The sequence below is a fragment of the Spongiactinospora gelatinilytica genome (assembly GCF_003236385.1).
In the GTDB taxonomy this organism is placed as follows: Bacteria; Actinomycetota; Actinomycetes; order Streptosporangiales; family Streptosporangiaceae; genus Spongiactinospora; species Spongiactinospora gelatinilytica.
Genome location: NZ_POUA01000093.1, coordinates 1 through 21,600 on the forward strand (window position 1 = coordinate 1; position 21,600 = coordinate 21,600).

At 72.6% G+C, this 21,600-nt stretch carries 23 protein-coding genes and 1 riboswitch; of the genes, 15 read left to right on the forward strand and 8 right to left on the reverse strand.

Going from position 1 to position 21,600, the window contains the following annotated elements:
* Nucleotides 1-737: alpha/beta fold hydrolase (locus tag C1I98_RS14160; RefSeq protein ID WP_146607432.1), on the reverse strand; the 737-nt coding region annotated here is incomplete at its 3' end.
* A gap of 227 nt (nucleotides 738-964) precedes the next feature.
* A riboswitch (cobalamin riboswitch) is annotated at nucleotides 965-1,090 on the forward strand.
* 207 nt (nucleotides 1,091-1,297) lie between these two features.
* Between C1I98_RS14160 and C1I98_RS14165 the strand changes: the two genes are divergently transcribed.
* From C1I98_RS14165 to C1I98_RS14180, 4 genes are read left to right on the forward strand one after another with little or no spacing between them, the layout of a single operon-like run.
* Nucleotides 1,298-2,293, forward strand: a complete 996-nt coding sequence (locus C1I98_RS14165) for an ABC transporter substrate-binding protein (RefSeq protein ID WP_111167638.1) — start codon at nucleotides 1,298-1,300, stop codon at nucleotides 2,291-2,293.
* On the forward strand, nucleotides 2,290-3,387 hold the full coding sequence (locus C1I98_RS14170) for a FecCD family ABC transporter permease (RefSeq protein ID WP_306461866.1): 1,098 nt from the start codon (nucleotides 2,290-2,292) through the stop codon (nucleotides 3,385-3,387). The genes C1I98_RS14165 and C1I98_RS14170 overlap by 4 nt, the downstream gene beginning before the upstream one ends.
* Entirely contained in the window at nucleotides 3,360-4,181 is an 822-nt protein-coding gene (locus C1I98_RS14175; RefSeq protein WP_233507859.1) for an ABC transporter ATP-binding protein, read from the forward strand. Before C1I98_RS14170 ends, C1I98_RS14175 begins: the two co-directional genes overlap by 28 nt.
* Before the next feature lie 18 nt (nucleotides 4,182-4,199).
* Nucleotides 4,200-4,931 (forward strand): (2Fe-2S)-binding protein, encoded by a 732-nt coding sequence (locus C1I98_RS14180; RefSeq protein ID WP_111167639.1) that lies wholly within the window; start codon nucleotides 4,200-4,202, stop codon nucleotides 4,929-4,931.
* Here C1I98_RS14180 and C1I98_RS14185 read toward each other — a convergent pair.
* Nucleotides 4,873-5,466 carry a TetR/AcrR family transcriptional regulator gene (locus C1I98_RS14185; protein ID WP_111167640.1) on the reverse strand — a complete coding sequence of 198 codons (594 nt, stop codon included), beginning with the start codon at nucleotides 5,464-5,466 and terminating at the stop codon, nucleotides 4,873-4,875. The two genes, C1I98_RS14180 and C1I98_RS14185, sit on opposite strands and share 59 nt — an antisense overlap.
* A gap of 134 nt (nucleotides 5,467-5,600) precedes the next feature.
* Here C1I98_RS14185 and C1I98_RS14190 point away from each other — a divergent pair, with 134 nt between their 5' ends.
* Entirely contained in the window at nucleotides 5,601-6,743 is a 1,143-nt protein-coding gene (locus tag C1I98_RS14190; protein WP_111167641.1) for an acyl-CoA dehydrogenase family protein, read from the forward strand.
* Between the two features lie 13 nt (nucleotides 6,744-6,756).
* Here C1I98_RS14190 and C1I98_RS14195 read toward each other — a convergent pair whose 3' ends face one another.
* The 6 genes from C1I98_RS14195 to C1I98_RS14220 are packed head-to-tail and all read right to left on the reverse strand — an operon-like array spanning nucleotide 6,757 to nucleotide 12,342.
* Nucleotides 6,757-7,863: a CaiB/BaiF CoA transferase family protein gene (locus C1I98_RS14195; protein ID WP_306461868.1), complete on the reverse strand. Its 1,107-nt coding sequence runs from the start codon at nucleotides 7,861-7,863 to the stop codon at nucleotides 6,757-6,759.
* Nucleotides 7,860-8,687 (reverse strand): SDR family NAD(P)-dependent oxidoreductase, encoded by an 828-nt coding sequence (locus tag C1I98_RS14200; RefSeq protein ID WP_111167643.1) that lies wholly within the window; start codon nucleotides 8,685-8,687, stop codon nucleotides 7,860-7,862. The genes C1I98_RS14195 and C1I98_RS14200 overlap by 4 nt, the downstream gene beginning before the upstream one ends.
* Before the next feature lie 23 nt (nucleotides 8,688-8,710).
* Entirely contained in the window at nucleotides 8,711-9,088 is a 378-nt protein-coding gene (locus tag C1I98_RS14205; RefSeq protein ID WP_199536942.1) for a MaoC/PaaZ C-terminal domain-containing protein, read from the reverse strand.
* A 17-nt stretch (nucleotides 9,089-9,105) separates the two neighbouring features.
* Entirely contained in the window at nucleotides 9,106-9,564 is a 459-nt protein-coding gene (locus C1I98_RS14210; RefSeq protein ID WP_199536943.1) for a MaoC family dehydratase N-terminal domain-containing protein, read from the reverse strand.
* A 4-nt stretch (nucleotides 9,565-9,568) separates the two neighbouring features.
* Nucleotides 9,569-10,753 carry a lipid-transfer protein gene (locus C1I98_RS14215; protein WP_111167645.1) on the reverse strand — a complete coding sequence of 395 codons (1,185 nt, stop codon included), beginning with the start codon at nucleotides 10,751-10,753 and terminating at the stop codon, nucleotides 9,569-9,571.
* Entirely contained in the window at nucleotides 10,753-12,342 is a 1,590-nt protein-coding gene (locus C1I98_RS14220) for a class I adenylate-forming enzyme family protein (protein WP_158558031.1), read from the reverse strand. Before C1I98_RS14220 ends, C1I98_RS14215 begins: the two co-directional genes overlap by 1 nt.
* 213 nt (nucleotides 12,343-12,555) lie before the next feature.
* On the opposite strand from C1I98_RS14220, the gene C1I98_RS14225 reads away from it, so the two are divergent.
* From C1I98_RS14225 to C1I98_RS14270, 10 genes are read left to right on the forward strand one after another with little or no spacing between them, the layout of a single operon-like run.
* The gene (locus C1I98_RS14225) at nucleotides 12,556-13,047 is read left to right on the forward strand and encodes an HIT family protein (protein WP_111167647.1); all 492 of its coding nucleotides are present in this window, start codon (nucleotides 12,556-12,558) and stop codon (nucleotides 13,045-13,047) included.
* Nucleotides 13,048-13,069: 22 nt separating this feature from the next.
* Nucleotides 13,070-14,008 carry an ABC transporter permease gene (locus tag C1I98_RS14230; protein WP_111167648.1) on the forward strand — a complete coding sequence of 313 codons (939 nt, stop codon included), beginning with the start codon at nucleotides 13,070-13,072 and terminating at the stop codon, nucleotides 14,006-14,008.
* A gap of 10 nt (nucleotides 14,009-14,018) precedes the next feature.
* Nucleotides 14,019-14,891, forward strand: coding sequence for an ABC transporter permease (locus tag C1I98_RS14235; protein ID WP_199536944.1), 873 nt, complete (start codon nucleotides 14,019-14,021; stop codon nucleotides 14,889-14,891).
* The gene (locus C1I98_RS14240; protein ID WP_111167649.1) at nucleotides 14,888-15,877 is read left to right on the forward strand and encodes an ABC transporter ATP-binding protein; all 990 of its coding nucleotides are present in this window, start codon (nucleotides 14,888-14,890) and stop codon (nucleotides 15,875-15,877) included. The genes C1I98_RS14235 and C1I98_RS14240 overlap by 4 nt, the downstream gene beginning before the upstream one ends.
* Nucleotides 15,874-16,860: an ABC transporter ATP-binding protein gene (locus C1I98_RS14245; RefSeq protein WP_233507860.1), complete on the forward strand. Its 987-nt coding sequence runs from the start codon at nucleotides 15,874-15,876 to the stop codon at nucleotides 16,858-16,860. The genes C1I98_RS14240 and C1I98_RS14245 overlap by 4 nt, the downstream gene beginning before the upstream one ends.
* A 50-nt stretch (nucleotides 16,861-16,910) precedes the next feature.
* A complete protein-coding gene (locus C1I98_RS14250) occupies nucleotides 16,911-18,542 on the forward strand; it encodes an ABC transporter substrate-binding protein (RefSeq protein ID WP_233507861.1) in 1,632 nt (543 codons plus the stop codon).
* A 40-nt stretch (nucleotides 18,543-18,582) separates the two neighbouring features.
* Entirely contained in the window at nucleotides 18,583-19,083 is a 501-nt protein-coding gene (locus C1I98_RS14255; protein ID WP_111167651.1) for an HIT family protein, read from the forward strand.
* Nucleotides 19,083-20,075 carry an NAD(P)-dependent oxidoreductase gene (locus C1I98_RS14260; protein WP_111167652.1) on the forward strand — a complete coding sequence of 331 codons (993 nt, stop codon included), beginning with the start codon at nucleotides 19,083-19,085 and terminating at the stop codon, nucleotides 20,073-20,075. Before C1I98_RS14255 ends, C1I98_RS14260 begins: the two co-directional genes overlap by 1 nt.
* Nucleotides 20,072-20,776, forward strand: coding sequence for an RraA family protein (locus C1I98_RS14265; RefSeq protein ID WP_111167653.1), 705 nt, complete (start codon nucleotides 20,072-20,074; stop codon nucleotides 20,774-20,776). Before C1I98_RS14260 ends, C1I98_RS14265 begins: the two co-directional genes overlap by 4 nt.
* On the forward strand, nucleotides 20,766-21,542 hold the full coding sequence (locus C1I98_RS14270; protein ID WP_111167654.1) for a gluconate 2-dehydrogenase subunit 3 family protein: 777 nt from the start codon (nucleotides 20,766-20,768) through the stop codon (nucleotides 21,540-21,542). Before C1I98_RS14265 ends, C1I98_RS14270 begins: the two co-directional genes overlap by 11 nt.
* Nucleotides 21,543-21,600 lie beyond the last annotated feature (58 nt).

Below are 21,600 nucleotides of genomic sequence, written 5' to 3' on the forward strand. Positions count from 1 at the left end.
CCTGACCCTCGCCGCCCCCGGCCACCAGGTCGCCTGTCACTTCCCCGAAGAGCCGTGACGCCACGCCACAGTTGGGTTAGGCGCCGACGACCAGCACCGGCGCGTCGGCGCAGGGTCGCGTCCAGGTTGGCCTGCGCGTCGCCGTACCAGTCGACCTCGGCGGGCAGGAACGAGTCCAGCACCACCGACCGCACCCCATCGGGATCGGCCGCCGCGGCGGCCAGCATGGAGCGGGTGGAGTAACTGACCCCGAACAGGTTCCACTTCGGGTAGCCGAGCGCGCGGCGCAGGTCGGCCACCTCGGCGGCGATCTCCGCCGTGGTGTATCCGCGCAGGTCCACCCCCTGACGGGCCAGCCGCTCCCGGCAGGCGTTCGCGCCCCGCGCGATCCCGGCCGTCTCCGCCCGCATCGGCCCGGGCCCGGCGAGCGCGTCGAGCACGCCACGAGCGATCTCCGGGCACTCCAGCGCGGGCTCAGGCCACCGGCTGCCCCGCTGCTCGATCACCACCACGTCGCGGTCGCGCCCCGGGATCATCTCCGACAGGTATCCGGTGAGCTGGATCGATCCAGACCCGGGCCCGCCGCTGGTGTAGACGACGGGGCCGGGCCTGCGGCCGGAGGCGGCCGATCGGTGTACCGCGAATCCGACCTTGATCGTCCGGCTCCCGGGTACGTCCGCCGTTCGGGCACGATCAGAAAGCCGCATCGCGTACCGGCGGGCATCTGGACCGGGCACGCCCGGTCCTCGATCGTGGGAGCAGGAGCGGCGGCGGACGCGGGCGCGGGCGCGGCGGCGACGAACATGACCGCCATGAGCAGGGGGGCGATCAGGGCCCGTGGGGGGATCACAACGCCCCAGGCTAGCGATCGGCCCCCGGAACGGCGACGCTCCGCCGGCCTGACGCCGGGTGCGTGGTGGAATGACCGGTTTCGTGGGATGATGATGGAAAGGCGAGCGCGGACGAGGAAGCCGGTGTGAATCCGGCGCGGTCCCGCCACTGTGATCGGCGAGCGAGTTCCCACGACGCCACTGCCCCCGCCCGGGGTGGGAAGGCGGGGACGAGCTTCGACCCGAGAGCCAGGAGACTCACGCGGTCGCCTCCTCGATGAACTGGGGCGGATCTCCCCGGAGAGGAGTGGCCGGATGGCCGCTGGGCCGATGAGCGCGCCGCGTGGCGGTGGCGTGCCCTTAGCGACCCCGCGTCCGCCCGGCGGCGACCGGCGTAGTCCGCAGGGTCGTCTCTCTGATCCCGGTGGTTCTGTCCCGCTGCGCAGATTCCGGGAGAGGAACCCTCCATGCCGGGCAGACGTCCCAAGTCCCTGCCACTCGCCCTGTTCGCCGCCTGCGCCGTGCTGCTGGCCGGATGCGGGGGCGCGCCCGCCGAGGTCGGGGAGGCCGCGCGGGCCTCGGTACCGGCCGGATTCCCGATCACCATCGACAACTGCGGCGTGCGGACGACCTACGAGCGCCCGCCCCGGCGGGCGGTGTCGCTGAACCAGCACGCCACGGAGGTGCTGCTGGCCCTCGGGCTTGCCCAGTCCATGATCGGCACCGGCTACCTGGACGACCGGGTCCTGCCCGAGTACCAGGCCGCTTACGACGGCGTGAAGGTGCTGTCGGAGAAGTACCCGTCGTTCGAGGCGCTGCTGACCGAAGAGCCCGACTTCGTGTACGGCGGCTTCGCCAGCACCTTCGACGAGAAGGAGGGCCGCGCCAGGAACGCCCTGGTCAAGGCTGGCATCGACACCTATCTCAACATCGAGGAGTGCGCCACCGGCCCGGTGACCATGGCCATGATGGACCGGGAGATCCGCAACGTCGCCCGGATCTTCGGCGTGCCCGGCCGGGCGGAGCCGCTGATCACTGGGCTGCACGCGACCCTCGACGGGGTGAAGGGCAGGCTGGCCGGGGTCGCCCCGGTCAAGGTGTTCGTCTACGACAGCGGCGACAAGACCGCCTTCACCGCGGGCGGGCGCGGCGTCGGCAACGAGATCGTCAAACTGGCCGGGGCCGAGAACGTGTTCTCGGATGTCGGCAAGGCGTGGGGCGACGTGTCGTTCGAGCAGGTGGCCGAGCGCGCGCCGGACTGGATCGTGATCTACGACTACGGCGCGCAGCCGGTGGCCGACAAGAAGCGGTTCCTGCTGTCGAACCCGGCGCTGGCGGACGTTCCGGCGATCAAGGAGCGGCGGTTCGCGGTGCTGCCGCTGTCGTCGGTGGTGCTCGGGGTGCGCGCGCCCGCCGCCGTCGAGTCGCTGGCCCGCCAGATCCACCCCGAACGGTTCCGGTGAGCCCCCGCACCGCGCCGGCCGGGCGGGCGGAGGCCGAGCCGCTGGCCGAGCCCGCCCGGCTGCCCGGACGCCGTCCCGGTCTGCCGTATCCGCTGGTGATCGGGCTGCTGGCGGCGCTGCTCTGCGCGGCGGTCACGGCCGGGATCGCGGCCGGGTCGATCCCGCTGCCTCCCGGGCAGGTATGGGGCATCCTGGCCCACCGGATCCACCCCGCGCCGGCCGACCCGTCCTGGTCGGCGGTCCGGGAGACCATCGTGATGGACGTACGGCTGCCGCGCGTGCTGCTCTGCGCGGTGGTCGGGGCGGGCCTTTCGGTGTGCGGGATGGCGTTGCAGGCCCTGGTCCGCAACCCGCTGGCCGATCCGATGCTGCTCGGCGTCTCCTCGGGGGCCACCGTCGGGGCGGTGTGCGTGGTGGTGTTCGGCCTGACCGTCTTCGGGGCGTTCTCACTGCCGGTCGCCGCGTTCGCCGGGGCGCTGGCCGCGCTGGTGACGGTCTACTTCCTGGCCAGGTCGGGCGGCCGAATGACCACGGTACGGCTGGTACTGGCGGGGGTGGCCACGGCCGAGGTGCTGTCGGCGGTGGCCGGGTTCCTGGTGGTGACCTCCAGCGATCCGCACAAGACGCAGTCGGCGCTGCGCTGGATGCTGGGCGGGCTGGCGGGCACGGCCTGGCCGGTGGTGTGGGCGCCGGCCGGGGCCGTCGTACTGGGCACCGCCGTACTGCTGGGCGTCTCCCGGCCGCTGAACCTGCTGCTGGCCGGTGAGGAGGCCGCCACCGCGCTGGGGCTGGACGTACACCGGTTCAGGGCGGCGCTGTTCGTGCTGGTGGCCATCATGATCGGGACGATCGTCGCGGTCAGCGGGTCGATCGGCTTCGTCGGGCTGATCATGCCGCACGTGGTGCGGCTGCTGATCGGGGCCGACCACCGCCGGGCGCTGCCGGCCACGGCGCTGCTCGGGGCGTCGTTCCTGATCGCGGCCGACCTGTTCGCGCGGACGCTGATCACTCCCGAGGAGATCCCGGTGGGGATCATCACGGCCCTGGTCGGCGGGCCGTTCTTCCTGTGGCTGATGCGGAGGCGGTCGAGGTGACGGCGCGGGCGGCGGCGCTGGCCGTACAGGACGTGTGGGTGCGCGCGGGCGGCCGCGACCTCGTGCGCGGGGTGACGCTGGACGTCGCGCCCGGCGAGGTGGTGGGGCTGGCCGGGCCGAACGGCGCGGGCAAGACCACCTTGCTGCGCACCCTCTACCGGGCCCGCCGGCCGTCCTCCGGGCGGGTGCTGCTGGACGGGCAGGACGTGTGGCGGATGCCCGGCCACTGGCTGGCCCGCCGGATGGCGGCGGTGCTCCAGGAGACGGCCGGCGACTTCGACCTGACCGTCTACGACGTCGTGGCCATGGGCCGCACCCCGCACAAACGCGCCTTCGACGGCGACGACGCCGCCGACCGGGCGATCGTCGCCGCCGCGCTCGACCGGCTGGACGTGACCGGGCTGGCGTACGCGCCCTTCGACCGGCTGTCCGGCGGGGAGAAGCAGCGGGTGCTGATCGCGCGGGCGCTGGCCCAGCAGCCCGGGACGATGGTGCTGGACGAACCGACCAACCACCTGGACCTGCGCCACCAGCTCGACGCGCTGGAGCTGGTACGCGGCCTCGGGGTCACCGCCGTGGTCGCGCTGCACGATCTCAACCTGGCCGCCGCGTTCTGCGACCGGATCTGCGTGCTGGACGCGGGCGCGGTCGTGGCGGTCGGCGCGCCCCGCGAGGTGCTGACGCCCGCCCTGTTCGCCGACGTATACCGGGTGGACGCGGACGTCGCCGCGCACCCGGAGACCGGCGTCCCGCAGGTGACCTTGCGAACCGTACGCGGCGAGCCCCCGGCCTGAGGCTGGAGTGTGATCGGCATGGAATCCCTTCACGCGGCCTTGGCAGAGGTGGCCGGGTACGGCGCGTTCTTCGCCCTTCGGGTCGGCGGTGAGGACGCCGCCTGGCACAGTGTGCGGGAGGACTACGCGCGCGGGTTCGCCGATCTGGTGGCGGCCACCGCCGCCAGGCACGGCACCCGCGAGCTTCGCGTCGGCGCGTCGATCGCCCAGCTCGGGCACGCCGCCCGGCTGTGGTCGCCGGTGCTCGGTACGACGCTCGCGCACGGCGTGGTCCCCGACCTGAGCCGCCTGGACCGCGCCGACGACGGGCCCGCGCTGCGCCTGACGACCCTCGCCTGCCGCCCCGCCGGACCTCCGGAACAGGCCGCCGGCCTGCTGTACGACGTGGTCGTGCGGGGTCACCTGGAGCCGCTGGCGGCCGGCCTGCGGGTCAAGGTCGCGCCCGGCCTGCTGTACGGCAACGCCGCCTCCGCCCTGGCCGAGGCCGCCCGCGCCGTGGTCGCCGCCCGCCCGGACCTCACCGACCCCGCGACCCGGCTGACCACCGCCCTGCTGGCCTACGGCGGGCTGGCCGGGAAAGGCGCGATCATCGCACCCGGGCTGGAGTTCCGGCGGACCACCTGCTGTCTCTATTACCGGGCGCCCGGCGGGAGCAAGTGCGGCGACTGCGCCCTGCTCGGCGAGCCGGCGGTCAGGCGACCTCGGCGGGACGCAGGACGCCGCCGACCACCAGCAGGATCTGCTCGGTGAGCTGCTCGGGCTTGACCGGGCCCTTGGGGTCGTACCAGCGGTAGATGTCGGTGAGCATGGTGACGATGAGGTTGGCCGCGACGCCCGGGTCCAGGCCGGCGGCCAGGGCTGCGTCGTCGAGGACGCTTTCCAGCAGGTCGCGGAAGTCGGCGGTGGTCCGGTGCGCCCACTGCCGGAAGCGCCGGTGGACGGCCGGGGACAGCTCGCTCTGCTCACTGAACAGGATGGAGTAGAACGTGCGGTTGACGATCGCCGAGGTCACGTGGGTGTTGATCACCGCGCGCAGCCGGGCGTGCGGCGTCTCGCCGCTTTCCCGGTCGGCCCGCAGCCGGGCGTCGTGGTCGTCGAGCAGGTCGCGCACGATGCGGTCGAGCAGCCAGCGCTTGCTCTTGGCGTAGGAGTAGACGGTCGGCCGGGAGATGCCGGCCGCGTCGGCGATGTCGTCGATGGTGGTGTTGCGGTAGCCCTTGGCGCGGAAGACCTTGGCCGCCGCGCGGATCAGCGCGCCCTCGTCGGTCGCCCGGGCTCTCGCCATCACCGCTCCTCACCTCGGCCCCGTCGCGGGGGCCAGCATAGCCAACCGCCCGGTCGGTATGCCGCGGCGGCCTAGATACTTAACTATCCAGTCAGTATTGTTAGGAGTGCCGGACCATTGGAGGGAGCACGTCGATGCCGTTCACGTTCACGTCGGAGCACGCGGAGTTCGAGCGGGCCGTCGCGGACATCGCGCGCAAGGAGTTCTACGACGGCTACCTTGCCCGCGCCACGTCCGACGAGCCGTGCCGGGCGGAGGTGGCCAAGCTCGGCGCGGCCGGCCTGCTCGGGCTGGGGCTGCCGGAGGCCGCGGGAGGCCAGGGGGCCGACCCGATCAGCGTCGGGATCGCCGTCGAGCAGATCGCCAGGGCCGACATCGCCCTGGCGAGCCTGGTGGCGCAGACCTCCGCACTGCCGTCCTGCCTGTGGGACGGCCTGCCGCGCCACGTCGGCGGACCGGTGCTCGCGTCGCTGACCAGCGGCGAGAGCGTGATGGCGCTCGCGCTGACCGAGCCGGGCGGCGGCTCGGACCTCACCGGCATGTCGGTGACCGCCCGCCGCGCCGACGGCGGCTACCGGCTGTTCGGCGAGAAGACCTCGGTGACCCTCGGCATGTGGGCCGAGCACGCGATCGTCGTCGCCCGCGCCGAAGGCGACGGCCCGAAGACCCGCCGCTTCCTCGTCCCCCTGGACCGGCCCGACATCGCCAGGCAGCGGTTCCAGGACCCGGGTTTCCGCCCGCTGGGCCGGGCGGCGCTCGGCTTCGACGGCACGTTCGTCCCGGCCGACCACGAGATCGGCGGTCCCCGCAGCGGCCTGTCGGCGCAGCTCGCCGACCTCGACTTCATGCGGACCCTGATCGGGCTGATGTGCGTCGGCCTGGCCCGCCGCGCGATGGACGAGACCGTCGAGTGGGTACGGCGGCGCGAGGCGTTCGGCGTGCCCATCGCCCGGCACCAGGGCGTGTCGTTCACCCTCGCCGAGCACGAGACCCGGCTGGAGGCCGCCCGCCTGCTGTCCTACCGCAGCCTCGCGCTGCGGGCGGCCGGGGAACGGCACAGCCGCGAGGCGTCCATGTGCAAGTGGTGGGCCCCGCAACTGGCCGTCCAGGCGGTCAACGACTGCATCGTGATCCACGGGCACACCGGCTGGTCCAACGAGATGCCCCTCCAGCAGTTGCTGCTGGACGTGAGCGGCCTCCAGATCGGCGACGGCACGCCGCAGATCCAGAAGCTGGTCATCGCCCGGGAGCTGATCGGGCGCGAGTACACCGGCTAGCCGGTGTACTCGCTCAGCCCAGCCAGTCGCGGACGATCTCCTCGGCGTCCCGGCCCGGCAGGCTCGGCCCGCGGCGCACCGATCCCGGCGTTCGGGAGAAGCGCGGCGCGGGCGCGGGCTGGGTGACGCCTTCGACGTCGATGAACGTCTCCCGCTCCACCAGGTGCGGATGCCGCGCCGCCTCCCGCATCCCGAGCACCGGGGCCACACAGGCGTCGCTTCCCGCGAAGACCTCCACCCACTCGTCCCGGGTGCGGGACGCGAAGGCGGCGGAGATGCGCGTGCGCAGCTCCGGCCAGGTCGCCGGGTCCAGGTGATTCAGATGATCGGCGTCGCCCAGGCCGAGGCGTGCCGCGAACTCCCTGAAGAAGGCCGGTTCCAGCGCGCCGACGGCCATGTACTCGCCGTCCGCGGTGAGGTGGACACCGTAGAAGGGGGCCGCCCCGTCGCCGAGGTTGGCGCCCCGCTCGTCTCGCCACACGCCGGCCGCGAGCAGGCTGTGGAACATCGTCATCAGGTGCGCCGCGCTGTCCACGATCGCGGCGTCCACGACCTGGCCGCGGCCGCTCGCCTGCGCCTCGCGCAGCGCGGCGAGCAACCCCACGGCCAGGTAGACGCCTCCGGCGAAGTCGCCCACCAGGCCCAGCGGGATCTGCGGCGGCCCGCCGACGGGCCCGATGGCGTGCAGCGGGCCGGCCAGCGCGATGTAGTCGATGTCATGACCGGCGGTGCGCGCCAGCGGCCCCCGCTGTCCCCAGCCCGTCATCCGCCCGTACACCAGGCCCGGCCGCCTGCTCATGCAGACGTCCGGGCCGATGCCGAGCCGTTCGGCCACGCCGGGGCGGAACCCCTCGAACATCACGTCGGCCCGCTCGGCGAGGGCCAGCGTCAGTTCGACGCCGGCCGGCTCACCGAGGTCCGCCACGATGGACCGCTTCCCGCGGTTGAGCAGATCCAGCCCGGCGGGGACGAACCCGAAGCCCCCGCCGGGCCGGTCCACCCGGACCACGTCGGCACCCAGGTCGGCCAGCAGCATCCCGCAGAACGGCCCGGGGCCCAGCCCGGCGATCTCCAGCACCCGCATCCCGCCGAGCGGCCCGTGGACGGAAGTAGCGGTCACAGCGCGAAGCCACCGCCGCACACCAGCGTCTGGCCGCTGATGTAGTCGGACTCCGGCGTGCACAGCAGGTACACCGCGCCCGCCGCCTCCTGCGGCGTGCCCGGCCGGCCGAGCGGGATCATGGTCCGCATCGCCTCCAGCAACTCGGGGTTGACCCCGACCCTGATCTGCCGGCCTCCGACGGTGATGGTCCCCTCCCCCGCGCTCACGTCGGTCATCCGGGTCTTGATCCAGCCGAAGGCCACCGAGTTGACGGTGACGTTGTAGCGGCCCCACTCCTTGGCGAGGGTCTTGGTCAGCCCGGTCACCCCGGCCTTGGCCGCGGCGTAGTTGGCCTGCCCAGGGTTGCCGCCGAGCCCGGCCACCGAGGAGATGTTGACGACCTTGCGGCAGGGCACCGGCTCCCCCGCCGCGCGGGCGGCCTTCACCGCGGCGGCGATCACCGGCTGCGCGGCCCGCAGGATGCGGAACGGGGCCTTGAGATGGACGTCGAGGATGGCGTCCCACTGCTCGTCGGTCATCTTCTGGATGACCGTGTCCCAGGTGTAGCCCGCGTTGTTGACCACGATGTCCAGGCCGCCGAAGCCGTTCAGCGCGGTCTGGACGAACCGCTCGGCGAAGCCGTCCTCGACCACGCTGCCCGCGCAGGCGAGCGCCCGGCCGCCGGCCGCCTCGATGGCCTCGACGGTCTCCTTGGCCGGTCCCTCGTCCAGGTCGTTGACGACGACGGCGGCCCCGTCGGCGGCCAGCTTGCAGGCGACCTCGCGCCCGATGCCCCGGCCGGAGCCGGTGACGACGGCGACCTTGTTGTCCAGCTTTCCCATGCGGCGTCCTTTCGGAGGTGTGCTCAGCGGAGGTCGATGACCGCTTCGCCGGTGAGGGTGATGGTGCCGTCGGCGAGCGTGACGGCCAGTTCGAGCGTGGCCAGGCCGTTTTCGACGGAGGTCACGCGGCCGGCGCAGACCGGCCGCGCGTGGACGGGGGTGATCGCGGCGAACCGGACCCGGTAGGAGCGGATCCGGTGCTGCGGCACCCAGCCGGTGAGCAGCCTGCCCAGGTAGGCCATGGAGAGCATGCCGTGCGCGAAGACGTCGGAAAGGCCCGCGGCGCGGGCGACGTCGATGTCGATGTGCAGCGGCACGTGGTCGCCCGAGGCCCCGGCGAACAGCGCGAGCGTGGCGCGAGTGATCGGCTCCACGCGCAGCGGCGGGAGTTCGGTGCCCACGGCCGGTACGGTGGTGGTCACCCTCCGGCCCCCGGGTTTCGTACGACGAGTGTCATGGTCGCCTCCGCGACGGGTTCGCCGGCGCGGGTGATCTCGTTCCGCTTGACCAGGAACTCCAGCGCGCCGCCCCGCTTGGCGAACACCTCGACGATCCTGGGCCGCACGGTGAGGGTCTCGCCCGCGTGGGCCAGGGAGTGGTAGACGAAGGACTGCTCGCCGTGCAGCACCCGGGCCATGTCCACGTCCAGCTCACGGAGGTACCGCAGGGCGTCCGGGCCTTCGAGGTCCAGGCCGAAGAAGAAGGTGGGCGGCACGGGCAGGTCGGGGTGACCGGCCTGGCGGGCGGCGTCCAGGTCATGGTAGATCGGGTCGGTCTGGCCGGTGGCCTTGGCGAAGAAGCGCAGCCGCCCGCGTTCGATATCGACGGTCAGCGGCGCGAAGCGCAGCGCCTTGGCCGCCTCGGGATCGATGGGCACGCGCTCAGCCCACCTTCTCGTACAGCGTGACGACGGCCGCGCCGCCCAGCCCCACGTTGTGCTGGAGGGCCAGCGTGGCGTTCTCGACCTGGCGCGGACCGGCCTGGCCGCGCAGTTGCCACACCAGCTCGGCGCACTGCGCGAGCCCGGTGGCGCCCAGCGGGTGGCCCTTGGACAGCAGCCCGCCGGACGGGTTGGTGACCACCTGCCCGCCGTAGGTGTTGTCGCCCTCGGCCACGAACTTCTCCGCGGTGCCCTCCGGCGTCAGGCCCAGCACCTCGTACGTCAGCAGCTCGTTGACCGTGAAGCAGTCGTGCAGCTCGACCACCGGGATGTCGGCCGGGGCCACCCCGGACTCCTCGTACACCTGGCGCGCGGCCTCCTTGGCCATGCCCGTTCCGACCAGCTTGGCGAGGTCGCCCTCGAAGCTGTCGGGGGTGTCGGTGGTCAGCGCCTGCGCCCTGATCACCACGTCGGCGGGCAGGCCGTTGGCGCGGGCGAACTCCTCGCTGCACACCACCGCGGCCGCCGCCCCGCAGGTGGGCGGGCAGCACTGGAACCGGGTCAGCGGCCCGAAGATGTGCGGGGAGCCCATCACCTCTTCCAGGGTGAGCGGGTCGCGGAACACCGCGTACGGGTTGCCGGCGGCGTGCTTGCGGGCCTTGACGGCGATCGCGCCGAACGTCTCGGCCTTGGCGCCGTACTTGGACATGTACTCAAGGCCCGCCGCGCCGAAGTACCGGGCGGCCATGGGCACGTTGTCGTCCATGTCGCACACGGCGCTCACCACGCCGTCGAACCGCTCCAGCACGCTGGGCCGGTCGTCCCACATCGGCTTGAGCGCGCCGCGCTGCATCTGCTCGAAGCCGAACGCCAGCACGCACTCGGCCGTGCCGCTCGCCACCGCCTGCCGGGCCAGCCACAGGGCCGAGGAGCCGGTCGAGCAGTTGTTGTTGACGTTGACGACGGGGATGCCGGTCAGGCCGACGCGGTACAGGGCCTTCTGACCGCTGGTCGAGTCGCCGTAGGCGAACCCGGCGTACGCCTGTCCCACCTTGGCGTAGTCGACCTTGGAGTCGGCCAGGGCGGCCCTGATCGCCGACTCCCCCATCTCCTCGTAGGTCTTGCCCTTGCTGGGCGTGGAGAACGGGACCATGCCCACCCCCGCCACGCACACACGCCGATTCATCAAGCACTCCGATCTGTTGAAGGGGTCGTTCCGCCGGTCGAGGGCGGGGCGCCGCATCCGGCGCAGTGCGCCTCGCGCGCGGCCCGCCGCAGCACCTTGCCGAGAGGGGTCTTCGGCAGCTCGCCGGCGAAGTGGACGGCCGTGGGCTTCTTGGTCGATCCCACGGCCGCCCGCATGAAGTCGATGAGTTCGCTTTCGGTGGCCGGGTCACCGAGGACGACGATGGCGTGCGGCGTCTCGCCCCACTTCTCGTGGGGCACGCCGACGACGGTGGCCTCACGCACGGCCGGGTGGCCGAGCAGGGCGCTCTCCAGCTCGGCGGGCCAGATGTTGAACCCGCCGGAGATGATCATGTCGTCCTTGCGGTCGGTCAGGTAGAGGAAGCCGTTCGGCGACAGATAGCCCATGTCCCGGGTGCGCATGTAGCCGTCGGGGGTGATGCGCGCGGCCGTCCCCTCCGGGTCCTTCCACAGGCCGGACATGGCCCCGGGGGTACGCACCACGATCTCGCCGATCTCGCCCGCAGGCAGGTCGCCGCCCTCGTCGTCGGCGATGCGCACCTCCGCCCCAGGGCAGGGCCGGCCCGCCGAGCGCAGCCGGCCGATCTCCTCCTCGGTGCCTTCGAGGATGTGGTGCTCGGGCCGCAGGATGGAGATCGGCAGCGCCTCGCTCTGGCCGTACGCCTGGTACATGATCGGGCCCCACACCGAAAGCGCCTTGACCAGGGTGGGCCGGGGCATCGGGGCGGCGCCGTAGAAGATCGTGTGCATGCTGGAGACGTCCCGCCGCTCGACGTCGGGATGCCCGAGGACCATCTGGACCATCGTCGGGACCAGCAGAGTCACCGTGGCCCGCTCCCGCTCGGCGAGTTCGAGGAAGCGGCCCGGGTCGAAGCCGCGCATCACGACCACGCCCGCGCCGCCCTCGATGACCGGCCACACGAGCAGTCCGGTGGCGTGGCTGATCGGGCCGGTCGCGAGGTAGCGGTCGGCGGGGCTCCAGTGCCGGCCCCAGGCGGCCCGCCACAGGTCGCCCATCGCCATCCAGCCCTTGAGGTCGTGGACGATGCCCTTGGGGCGGCCGGTGGTGCCCGCCGAGAAGCGGATCACATGCGTGTCGTCCTGTTTGAGCGGCAGCTTCGGATCGTCGGCCGAGGCCGCGGCCAGTAGTTCGGTGTAGCGCGGATGGGCCGTCTCCTCCCCGATGACCACCGTCAGCCGCAGGCCCGGCACCGTGCCGAGCAGCGGGGCGAGCGCGGCGTGGTGCCGCGCCTGGACGATCAGCGCCGTGGCCTCGATGAGGTTGAGCAGGTACGCGTTGCCCTCGGCCGTGTGGTGGGTGTAGAGGGGGCAGTTGACGTAGCCGCCCAGCGCCAGCCCGGCGATGATCTCGATCGATTCCAGGTCGTTGTCGGCCAGCACGGCGACCCGGTCGCCCGGCTCGATCCCGGCGTCACGCAACGCGTTCGCCAGCCGGCACGCCCTGCCGTACATCTCGGCGTAGGTCTGGCGCCGCTCGTCGCAGACGACCGCGAGCGCGTCGCCGTGCGCGGAGACCGTCTCCCGTAACGTCGTAGCCGGGTCGATCATGGCTTTGATCCCTTCGGGGTGGTGCGAGCAGCGATGATGATCCTCAACGATCGTCATTGTTAACTGCCCAGTATGTATTTATTACGCCGCCTGGAGGCGGCTCGTCAAGCGCTGCCGCCGACTCCTTGACGCACCCTCGGGCCCTCTGTAACGTCACCCACAGTAAGTTAATTCAGCGTAACAAGCGCGTTGCGCAGGTCCGAGGGAGATGCCATGGGCTGGCCGTCGAACTGGCAGGATCGGATCTCTGGCGCGGACTGCCCCGCCTGCGCCGCCGGGCGTTTCGAGGAGTCGGCCGACCCGCCGCTGGCGCGGTTCTACGCAGGCGAGGTGAGCGATGCCTACCTGGTGCTGGGAACGGTGCGACCCGGCTGGGCGGTCGTGCTCTGGCAGGGCCGCCACGTCGTGGAACCCACCGACCTCACGCCGCGGGAGGCCGCGGCCTTCAACGCCGAGACACTGATCGCCGCCCGGGCGATGCGGGCGCACTACCAACCGCTCAAACTCAACTTCCAGACCCTCGGCAACGAGGCCCCGCACCTGCACACGAGCGTGACCATGCGTTATTCCGACGCCGAGGACATCGCGCCGGGCCAGGACATCCTGCCCGGCCGGTTCGTGGCGGCCGGCGGGCCGACGTCGGCCCGCGACGAGCGGGCCGACGTCGACGCGCTCAGACGCCTGGCGCGCGCCGGGGCCAGATGAGCCCGCGGCCGAAGGAGGGGACGTGTTCATCCTCACCAGGGCGCTCCAGCTCACCGTGGTCCTGTTCGTGGTCTCGGCGCTGACGTTCCTGCTGCTCGACCTGCTGCCCGGTGACCCGGTGCACGCCATCCTGGGCCTGCGGGCCACCGAGGAGGCGGTCGCCCGGCTGACCGCCGAACTCTCGCTCGACCAGCCCGTCCACATCCGCTACCTCGACTGGCTGGGCGCGGCGCTGCGCGGCGACCTCGGCAGTTCCTACATCAACCACGTGCCCACCGCGCAGGCCATCGCAGAGCACCTGCCGGTCACCCTCCAGCTCGTGGCGGTGTCACAGGCGATCGCACTGGCCATCGCGGTGCCGCTCGGCGTCTACTCGGCCCACCGGCCGAACGGCTGGGTGGACCGGCTGGCCTCCGGGTTCACCTTCGCCACGCTCTCGGTGCCGCCGTTCATGATGGGGGTGCTGCTCGTCTTCGTCTTCGCGGTGACGTTCAACGTGTTCCCGGCCACCGGCTACACCTCGTTCGGCGCCGATCCGGCGCAGGCGCTGCGCTCGCTGTTCCTGCCCGCGCTCACGCTGGCGCTCGGCTCGCTCGCGGTGTACGTCCGGGCGCTGCGCGCCGACATGATCGCCACCCTGCGCCAGGACCACGTCACGACGGCGCGGGCCAAGGGCGTCCCGGCCCGGACGATCCTGTGGCGGCACGCGCTCAGGTCGTCCTCGCTGTCGCTGGTGACGGTCGTCGCGCTGCACGTCGGGGCGCTGACCGGCGGGGCGATCCTGGTCGAGCAGATCTTCGCGCTGCCCGGGATCGGGCAGCTCACGGTCAACTCGATCTTCCAGCACGACTACCTGGTGCTCCAGTCCTGCGTCCTGGTCATCGCCGTCTCCTACGTCCTGGTCACCTTCCTGGCCGACCTGCTGTACCCGCTGCTCGACCCGCGGACCCGCCATGGCTGAGGGGCTTACCGTGACCACCTCGCCGGCCGCGGGCAACGCCCCCCGCAAGGGCCGCAAGGCGCGTCGGGCGCGCGGGCTCGGCATGGTCTTCTGGCTGTCGGCGGCGTGGGTGACCCTGGTCGTCGCGCTGGCCGCGGCCGCCGGCCTGCTGCCGCTCGCCGACCCCGCCGCCGTGGGCGCCGGCGACCCCGGGCTCGGCCCGTCGGCCGCCCACCTGCTCGGCACCGACGAGCTCGGCCGCGACCTCTTCTCGCGGGTCGTCCACGGAGCCCGCATCTCGCTCGTGGCCGGGTTCGTCTCCATCACGCTCGGCCTGATCGTCGGCGGCACGCTCGGGCTCATCGCGGGCTTTCGCCGTGGCGCGGCCGACACGGTGGTGACCACGCTGGCCAACAGCCTGCTCGCCTTCCCCGCGCTGGTGCTGGCGCTGGCCGTGGTCACCTTCCTCGGGCAGAGCCCCCAGAACGTCACCCTGACCATCGGGCTCGTCTCGGTGGCCCCGATCGCCATGGTCGTGCGCGGGGCGACGATCGGATGCGCCGGCCGGGAGTACGTCGTGGCGGCGCGCATGCTCGGCGCGAAGAACCGGCGGATCATCCTCCGGGAGATCATCCCCAATGTCGCCCCGGTCGCGCTGTCGCTCTCGCTGGTGTGGGTGGCGACCGCCATCGTGGCCGAGGGCAGCCTGGCCTACCTCGGGCTCTCGGTCCAGCCGCCCACTCCGAGCTGGGGGGCCATGATCGCCGAAGGCCGCAACACGCTGGCCGAGAGCCCGGGCACCGCGCTGTGGCCGTCGCTGTTCATGTTCCTCACCGTGCTGGGCCTCAACTTCGCCGGCGACCGGCTCCGCGACCGGCTGGACGTGAAAGGGGACGTCTCATGACCGACCAGGCCCCGCTGCTCAAGGTCGTCGGGCTGAAGACCTTCTTCCACACCCCGCGCGGGATCGTGCGCGCGGTCGATGGCGTCAGCTTCGAGCTGGCGGGCGACCGCACGTTGGCGATCCTCGGCGAGTCCGGCTCGGGCAAGACGGTGCTCGCCCGCTCGATCATGGGCCTGCTGCCGCGGTCGGGCGTCACCCGGCAGGGCAGCGTGCTCTACAAGGGCGAGAACCTCGCCGAGATGGGCGAGCGCGAACTGCGCCGCCGCCGCGGGGCCGACATCGCCATGGTGTTCCAGGACCCGATGACCTCGCTCAACCCGGTCCACCGGATCGGGCGGCAGGTCGGCGAGACGATCCGGCTGCACCGGCGGGTGAGCCGCGGCGAGGCCCGCCGCCGCAGCGTGACGCTGCTGCGCTCGGTCGGTATCCCCGACGTCGAGCGCCGTGCCCGGCAGTATCCGCACCAGCTCTCCGGCGGCATGCGGCAACGCGTGATGATCGCCATGGCGCTGGCCTGCGATCCGGGCCTGGTGCTCGCCGACGAGCCGACGACCGCCCTGGACGTGACGGCCCAGGACCAGATCCTCACCCTGCTGGCCGCCCAGCGGGCCCGGCGGTCGATGGGCCTGCTGCTGGTCACCCACGACCTCGGCGTCGCCGCCGGGCGCACCGACGAGATCGCGGTCATGTACGCGGGCCGGATCGTGGAGCAGGCGCCCACCGAGCGGCTGTTCGCCGCCGCCAAGATGCCCTACACCGAGGCGCTGATGAAGTCGATCCCCAAGCTGTCCGACCCGCCGCACACCCGCCTGGCCGCCATCCCCGGACGCCCTCCCGACCTGGTCGATCCCGGGCCGGGCTGCGCGTTCGCGCCGCGCTGCCGATACTCCGCGGCGCGCTGCGCGCGCGAGGCCCCGCCGCTGCGGACGATCCCCGGCACCCGGCACCGCTACGCGTGCTGGCACCCGGTCGGCGGCGAGTCGTGACCACGGGCACGGCCCACCTGCGCGCGCCCGGCGAGGCCCTGCTGCGGGTGGAGCACCTGGTCGTCACGTTCCCCGCCGGGCGGGGGCGCACGGTGCAGGCCGTGTCGGACGTCAGCTTCGACGTGCTGCCCGGCGAGACCCTGGGCATCGTCGGCGAGTCGGGCTGCGGCAAGTCCAGCATGGGCCGGGCGACGGTGCTGATGCCGCCGCCCAGGTCAGGGTCGGTGATCTTCGAGGGCCGCGACCTCACCGCACTGCACGGCGAAGAACTGCGCCGGACCCGCCGCCGGATCCAGATGATCTTCCAGGACCCGATCTCCTCGCTCAATCCCCGGCGACGGGTCGGCGACATCGTCACCGAGCCGATGGCGATCTGGAACAAGGGCGGCCCGAAGGAGCGCGCGGCCCGCGCCCGCGAGGTGTTCGAGGCCGTGGGCCTGGACTACGACGCCGTCGCGGGCCGCCGGCCGCACGAGTTCTCCGGGGGTCAGTGCCAGCGGATCAGCATCGCGCGGGCGCTCGTGCTCGATCCGAAGCTGCTCATCTGCGACGAACCGGTCTCGGCGCTGGACGTCTCGGTACAGGCCCAGATCCTCAACCTGCTGGAGGACGCCAAGGCGCGGTTCGGCCTGTCCCTGGTGTTCATCGCGCACGACCTCGGCGTGGTCAAGAACGTCAGCGACCGCGTGGCCGTGATGTACCTCGGCCGGCTGTGCGAGGTCGCGCCCGCCGAAGACCTCTACCGGGCTCCCGCCCACCCCTACACCCGGGCGCTGCTGGACGCGGTGCCCGTGCCCGATCCGGCGGCCCGGCCCGCCGAGTCCGATCCGGCGCTCGGCGGTGAATTCCCCTCGCCGCTGGCGCCGCCCTCCGGATGCCGCTTCCGCACCCGATGCCCGCTCGCCACCGGCCGCTGCGCCACAGAGGAGCCCCGGCTCCACGAGGTACGGCCGGGCCGGCACGTGGCCTGCCATCACGCGTAGCGCTCCCCTCGAAACACCATTCACCCCGCACGGCTCAAGGAGCGACAGTGATGGTTTCCCGCGACCCGATCGGCCGGAGGACACTTCTAACATACGGCGGAGCCGGCCTGCTCCTCGCCGCCTGCGGCCCGCAGCCCGCGGCCCGCCCGGTCGTCCGGGCCACCGGCCGGCCGCGCCGCGGCGGCAGCCTGGTCTTCGCCACCCAGGGCGAGGCCGGCGGCCTGGACCCGGCCGCCACCCTGTTCGACCGCTCCGGGCACGTCTACGCCCGCGCGGTCTTCGACCGCCTGGCCGCACTCGACGCGCAGGGCCGGGTCCGGCCGTACGCCGCCCGGTCGATCACCCCGAACCGGGAGGCGACCCGCTGGACGATCGAGCTGCGGCCGGGGATGACCTTCCACGACGGCGAGCCGTTCGACGCCGCCGCGGTCAAGGCCAACTTCGACGCGCAGCGCGGCCACGACTTCCTCGGGCTGCTGCTCGGGCCGATCGAGGCGACCCGGGTGACCGCGAAGGACACGCTGGTGGTCGAGATGAAGGAGCCCTGGGCGGCCTTCGACAGCTACCTGACCGGCTATCCGGGCGCGCAGCTCGGGTACGTGGCCTCCCCGAAGACGCTCGGCAAGGGCGGAGATCCGCGGCATCCGGTCGGGTCCGGCCCGTTCGTGTTCAAGGAGTGGCAGGCCGGCGACCATCTCACCCTGACCCGCAACGAACGCTACTGGCGGCGCGGCCTGCCCTACCTCGACCAGGTCGCGTTCCGGCCCATCCCCGACCCGCTGGCCAGGGAGAACGCCATCAGGGCCGGTGACATCGACGCCCTGCACTCCCAGGACGCCCAGACGATCGCCGCCTTCCGCGGCGAGCCGGGCTTCACGCTGGCCGACGACCTGAACACCACGTTCGGGCAGAAGGACATCACGCTGGTGGCGCTGAACGTGTCCCGGCCACCCGTGGACGACCTGCGCGTCCGGCAGGCGCTCGCCTGCGCCACGGACGCCGCGAAGTACAGCAAGGTGATCGACAAGGGGCTGGCCCCGGTCATGGACGGCCTGTTCCAGCGCGGCTCGCCGTACCACGCGCGCTCGCCGTACCCGCCGCACGACGTGGAACGGGCCAAGCGCCTGATCGCGGAGTACGAGCGGGAACGGGGTCCGCTGCCTCCGATCAAGGTGACGATCCAGACCACACCACGCGACATCACCGCCTTCTCCCTGATCCAGGGCATGTGGCGGCAGGCCGGGATCGAGAGCGCGCCGGTGCAGGTGTCCAAGGACAACTTCGGCGAGGTGCTGCTCGGCGGCGGCTACGAGGCGATCATCGGCGCGTTCTTCGGCGCCGGCGACCCGGACCAGAACGCGCTCTACTTCAGCTCCGCGAGCGCCGCACCGAACGGCGAGCCCGCACTGAACTTCACCCGCAACCGCGACAAGGCGATCGACGCCGCGCTCGCCGAGGGCCGCCGGGCCACCGGCGCGTCCGCCAGGCAGGCGGCCTACCGGGCGCTGAACGAGCGGCTGAACACCGCCCTGCCCTTCGTGTGGCTGGACGCCACGCCGTACTCGCTCGTCACCAGGCCGGACGTGGGCGGACTGCTCGAGCCGGCGCTCCCCGACGGCGGGCGCGAACTCGGCCTGCTGCGCGGCGTCGTGAACGTCACGAGCGCCTGGAGGGCCGCCTGAGATGCTTGCCAGAAAAGTTAATCGGGAATAACATAAATCCATGACAGCGCCCTTCCCCGACTGGCCCGCCGACTTCGTCCAGCGGATGGACGGCCGGGCCTGCGCGTGCGGCTCCGCCCCCGCGCCGGGCGACGCAGGCGACCGGATCCGCGTCTACGCGGGCCGGGTCTCCGACGCTTTCCTGATGCGGCACGCGGCCCAGCGCGGCTACGCGGTCGTCGTCTGGAAGAACGGCCATGCCGCCGAGCCGGCCGACCTCGCGCCCCGCGACGCCGACCGCTACGGCCGGGAGGTCCTGCTGGTCGGCACGGCCGTCCGGCGGCACTTCGCCGCCCTGAAGATCAACTACCTGACACTCGGCAACCAGACCCCGCACCTGCACACCAACGTGGTGGCCCGCTACGCCGACGACGTGGCGCCGGGCGCGCTGCTCGACCCGGTCGGCGCGGCCCTCCCGGAAGACCGGTGGCGGGCCGACGCCGCGGCGCTGCGGGCGCTGCTCACCGGCGAATCCCCGCTCGTGCGGCGCTGGGACGAGTGATGATCCAAGACCCTGAGGTGATGATGTCCCGAATCGTCTGCCTGAGCCCGCTCACCGAAGATCAGGTGCGCGGCCTGGCGAAGGGCTTCGACGTCGAAGCCGTGGTCCTGCCCGGCGGTTCCACCCCCGAGGAGGTGCGCGCCGCCGTGGCCGACGCCGACATCGTGATCGGCGACGGCCTGCACCGCTATCACCTCGACGCCGGCGTCCTCGCCGCGATGCGGCGCTGCCGCCTGGTCCAGCAGCCGTCCGTGGGCTTCGACGGCATCGACTGCGAAACCGCCGCCCGGCTCGGCATCCCGGTGTCCAACAGCGCCGGCTACAACCTCGACTCGGTCGCCGACTGGGTCGTCATGGCGATCCTCAACCTGATCAGGCACGGGGCCTGGGGCGACCGGCGGATGCGCGCGGGCGAGTGGCCGATGCTCAAGATGCTCGGCCGCGAGCTTGGCGCGCTGACCGTGGGGCTGGTCGGCGTGGGCAACACCGGGGGCGCGGTCGCCGACCGGCTGCGCGCCTTCGGCTCCCGCGTCCTGTACTACGACGTGGTGCCGCGCAGCGTGACCGGGGCGGAGTCCTGCGAGCTGAACGAGGTGCTGGCCCGCTCCGACGTCGTCTCGGTACACGTGCCGCTGGACGACTCGACCCGCGGCCTGATCGGCACGGCGGCGATCGAGCGGATGAAGCAGGGCGCCTACCTGATCAACAGCAGCCGCGGCCCGGTCGTGGACGAGGACGCCCTGGTCGCCGCGCTTGCGTCCGGCCGACTCGCCGCCGCCGCGCTCGACGTCTTCGCCACCGAACCGCTCCCGGCCGGCTCCGAGCTGCGCCGGCTGGAAAACGTCTTCATCACGCCGCACGCGGCGGCGTTCACCCGCGACGCCAACGAACGCGTGCTCGCCATCGTCGCGGCCAACATCCGCCGCGTCCTTTCCGGCGAGCCGCCGTTCAACGTCGTCAACACCGCTCGTCCCCAGCAGGAGAACAAATGACCGACAAGGTGCTCAAGGCGCTCGCCCGCTACGACACCCCGACAGTGTGCAACGCGATCGAGACGTTCGGCATCCGCTCGCGCGACGAGGGCTTCGCGAGCTCCGGCATCCGCTGCGTGTTCCCCGACCTCGGGGTCATGGTCGGCTACGCCGCCACGGCCACCATCCGGGGGCGCGGCACGCCCGAGCACGGCTACGGCGTGGAGCCGCTGGTCGCGCACGTGGTCCAGGTGCCGGGGCCGCGCGTCGTCGTCGTACAGGACCTCGACGACGAGCCGGGCCACGGATCGCTGTGGGGCGAGGTGTCGGCCAATCTGTTCACCAGGCTCGACTGCCTGGGCGCGGTCACCAACGGCTGCGTGCGCGACCTGAAGGAGGCGCACGAGCTGGGCTTTCACTTCTTCTCCGGCAGCGTCGGGGTCTCCCACGCCAACGTGCGCGTGGAGTCGGCCGGTGAGCCGGTGCAGGTCGGCGGCCTCACCGTGCGGCCGGGCGACATCATCCACGCCGACCGGCACGGCGTGCTCGTGGTGCCCGCCGAGATCGCCGCCGACGTGCCCGCCGCGGCGGACCGGATCGTCGCCCAGGAGCAGAGTTTGATCGGCTGGATGCGCTCGCCGAAGTTCGGCCTGGAGGGCCTGGCGGACGCCTGGCGGCAGTTCAGCGAAGCGGACACCAAGGAGGCCGGAGATGTCGGCTGAGCCGGACGAGAGCGGTGACGGGCGGCCGTCGCGCCGCGCCCTGCTGTCCACCGCGGGCGGAGTGGTCGCCGGCGGCGCGATCGGCGTCGGAGGCGTCGCGACCGGCGGCAGCGCGCTCGCGGAGCACAGGCCCGGACCGCCCAGGCCGAAGGTGCTGGACGACCCGCCCCCGCCGCTGCGGGCGCTCACCGACGCCGAGGCGGCCGCGGTGACCGCGATGGCCGAACGCGTCTTCCCCTCCGAGCCCGACGGCGACGGCGCCGCCGAGGCGGGGGTGACCCACTACATCGACGGCAGGCTCGCCGGGGCCTGGGGCGACGGCGACCGGATGTACCTCCGGGGGCCGTTCTTCGAGCCGGAGCACGCCGGGCACGGCTACCAGCTCCCGCTCACCCCGCGCGAGGTCTACGAGCGCGCGCTGCGGGCGATCGACGCGCACTGCAAGGCGAAGTACGCGGGCAGGGCGTTCCCCGCGCTGACCACCGCCCAGCAGGACGAGGTGATGACCGCGCTGGAGAAGGGCCAGGTCGACCTCGGGCTGGCGACCGGCGCGCACGGGTTCACCTCGGCCTCCTTCTTCGCGATGTTCCTGCGCAACGTCACCGAGGGGCTGTTCTGCGACCCCATGCACGACGGCAACCGCGACATGGTCGGCTGGCTCTGGCTGGGCTTCCCCGGCGACCCGCTGGCCTACGGCGACCGGTACGGCGGGCTCATCGGCCGCTGGAACGAGCCCTACAACGTCTATCCGAAGGGAGTCCGGTAGATGGCCCGGCGAAACTCGCTGCCGAAGGTCGATGTGGTCTGCGTCGGAGTGGGCTGGG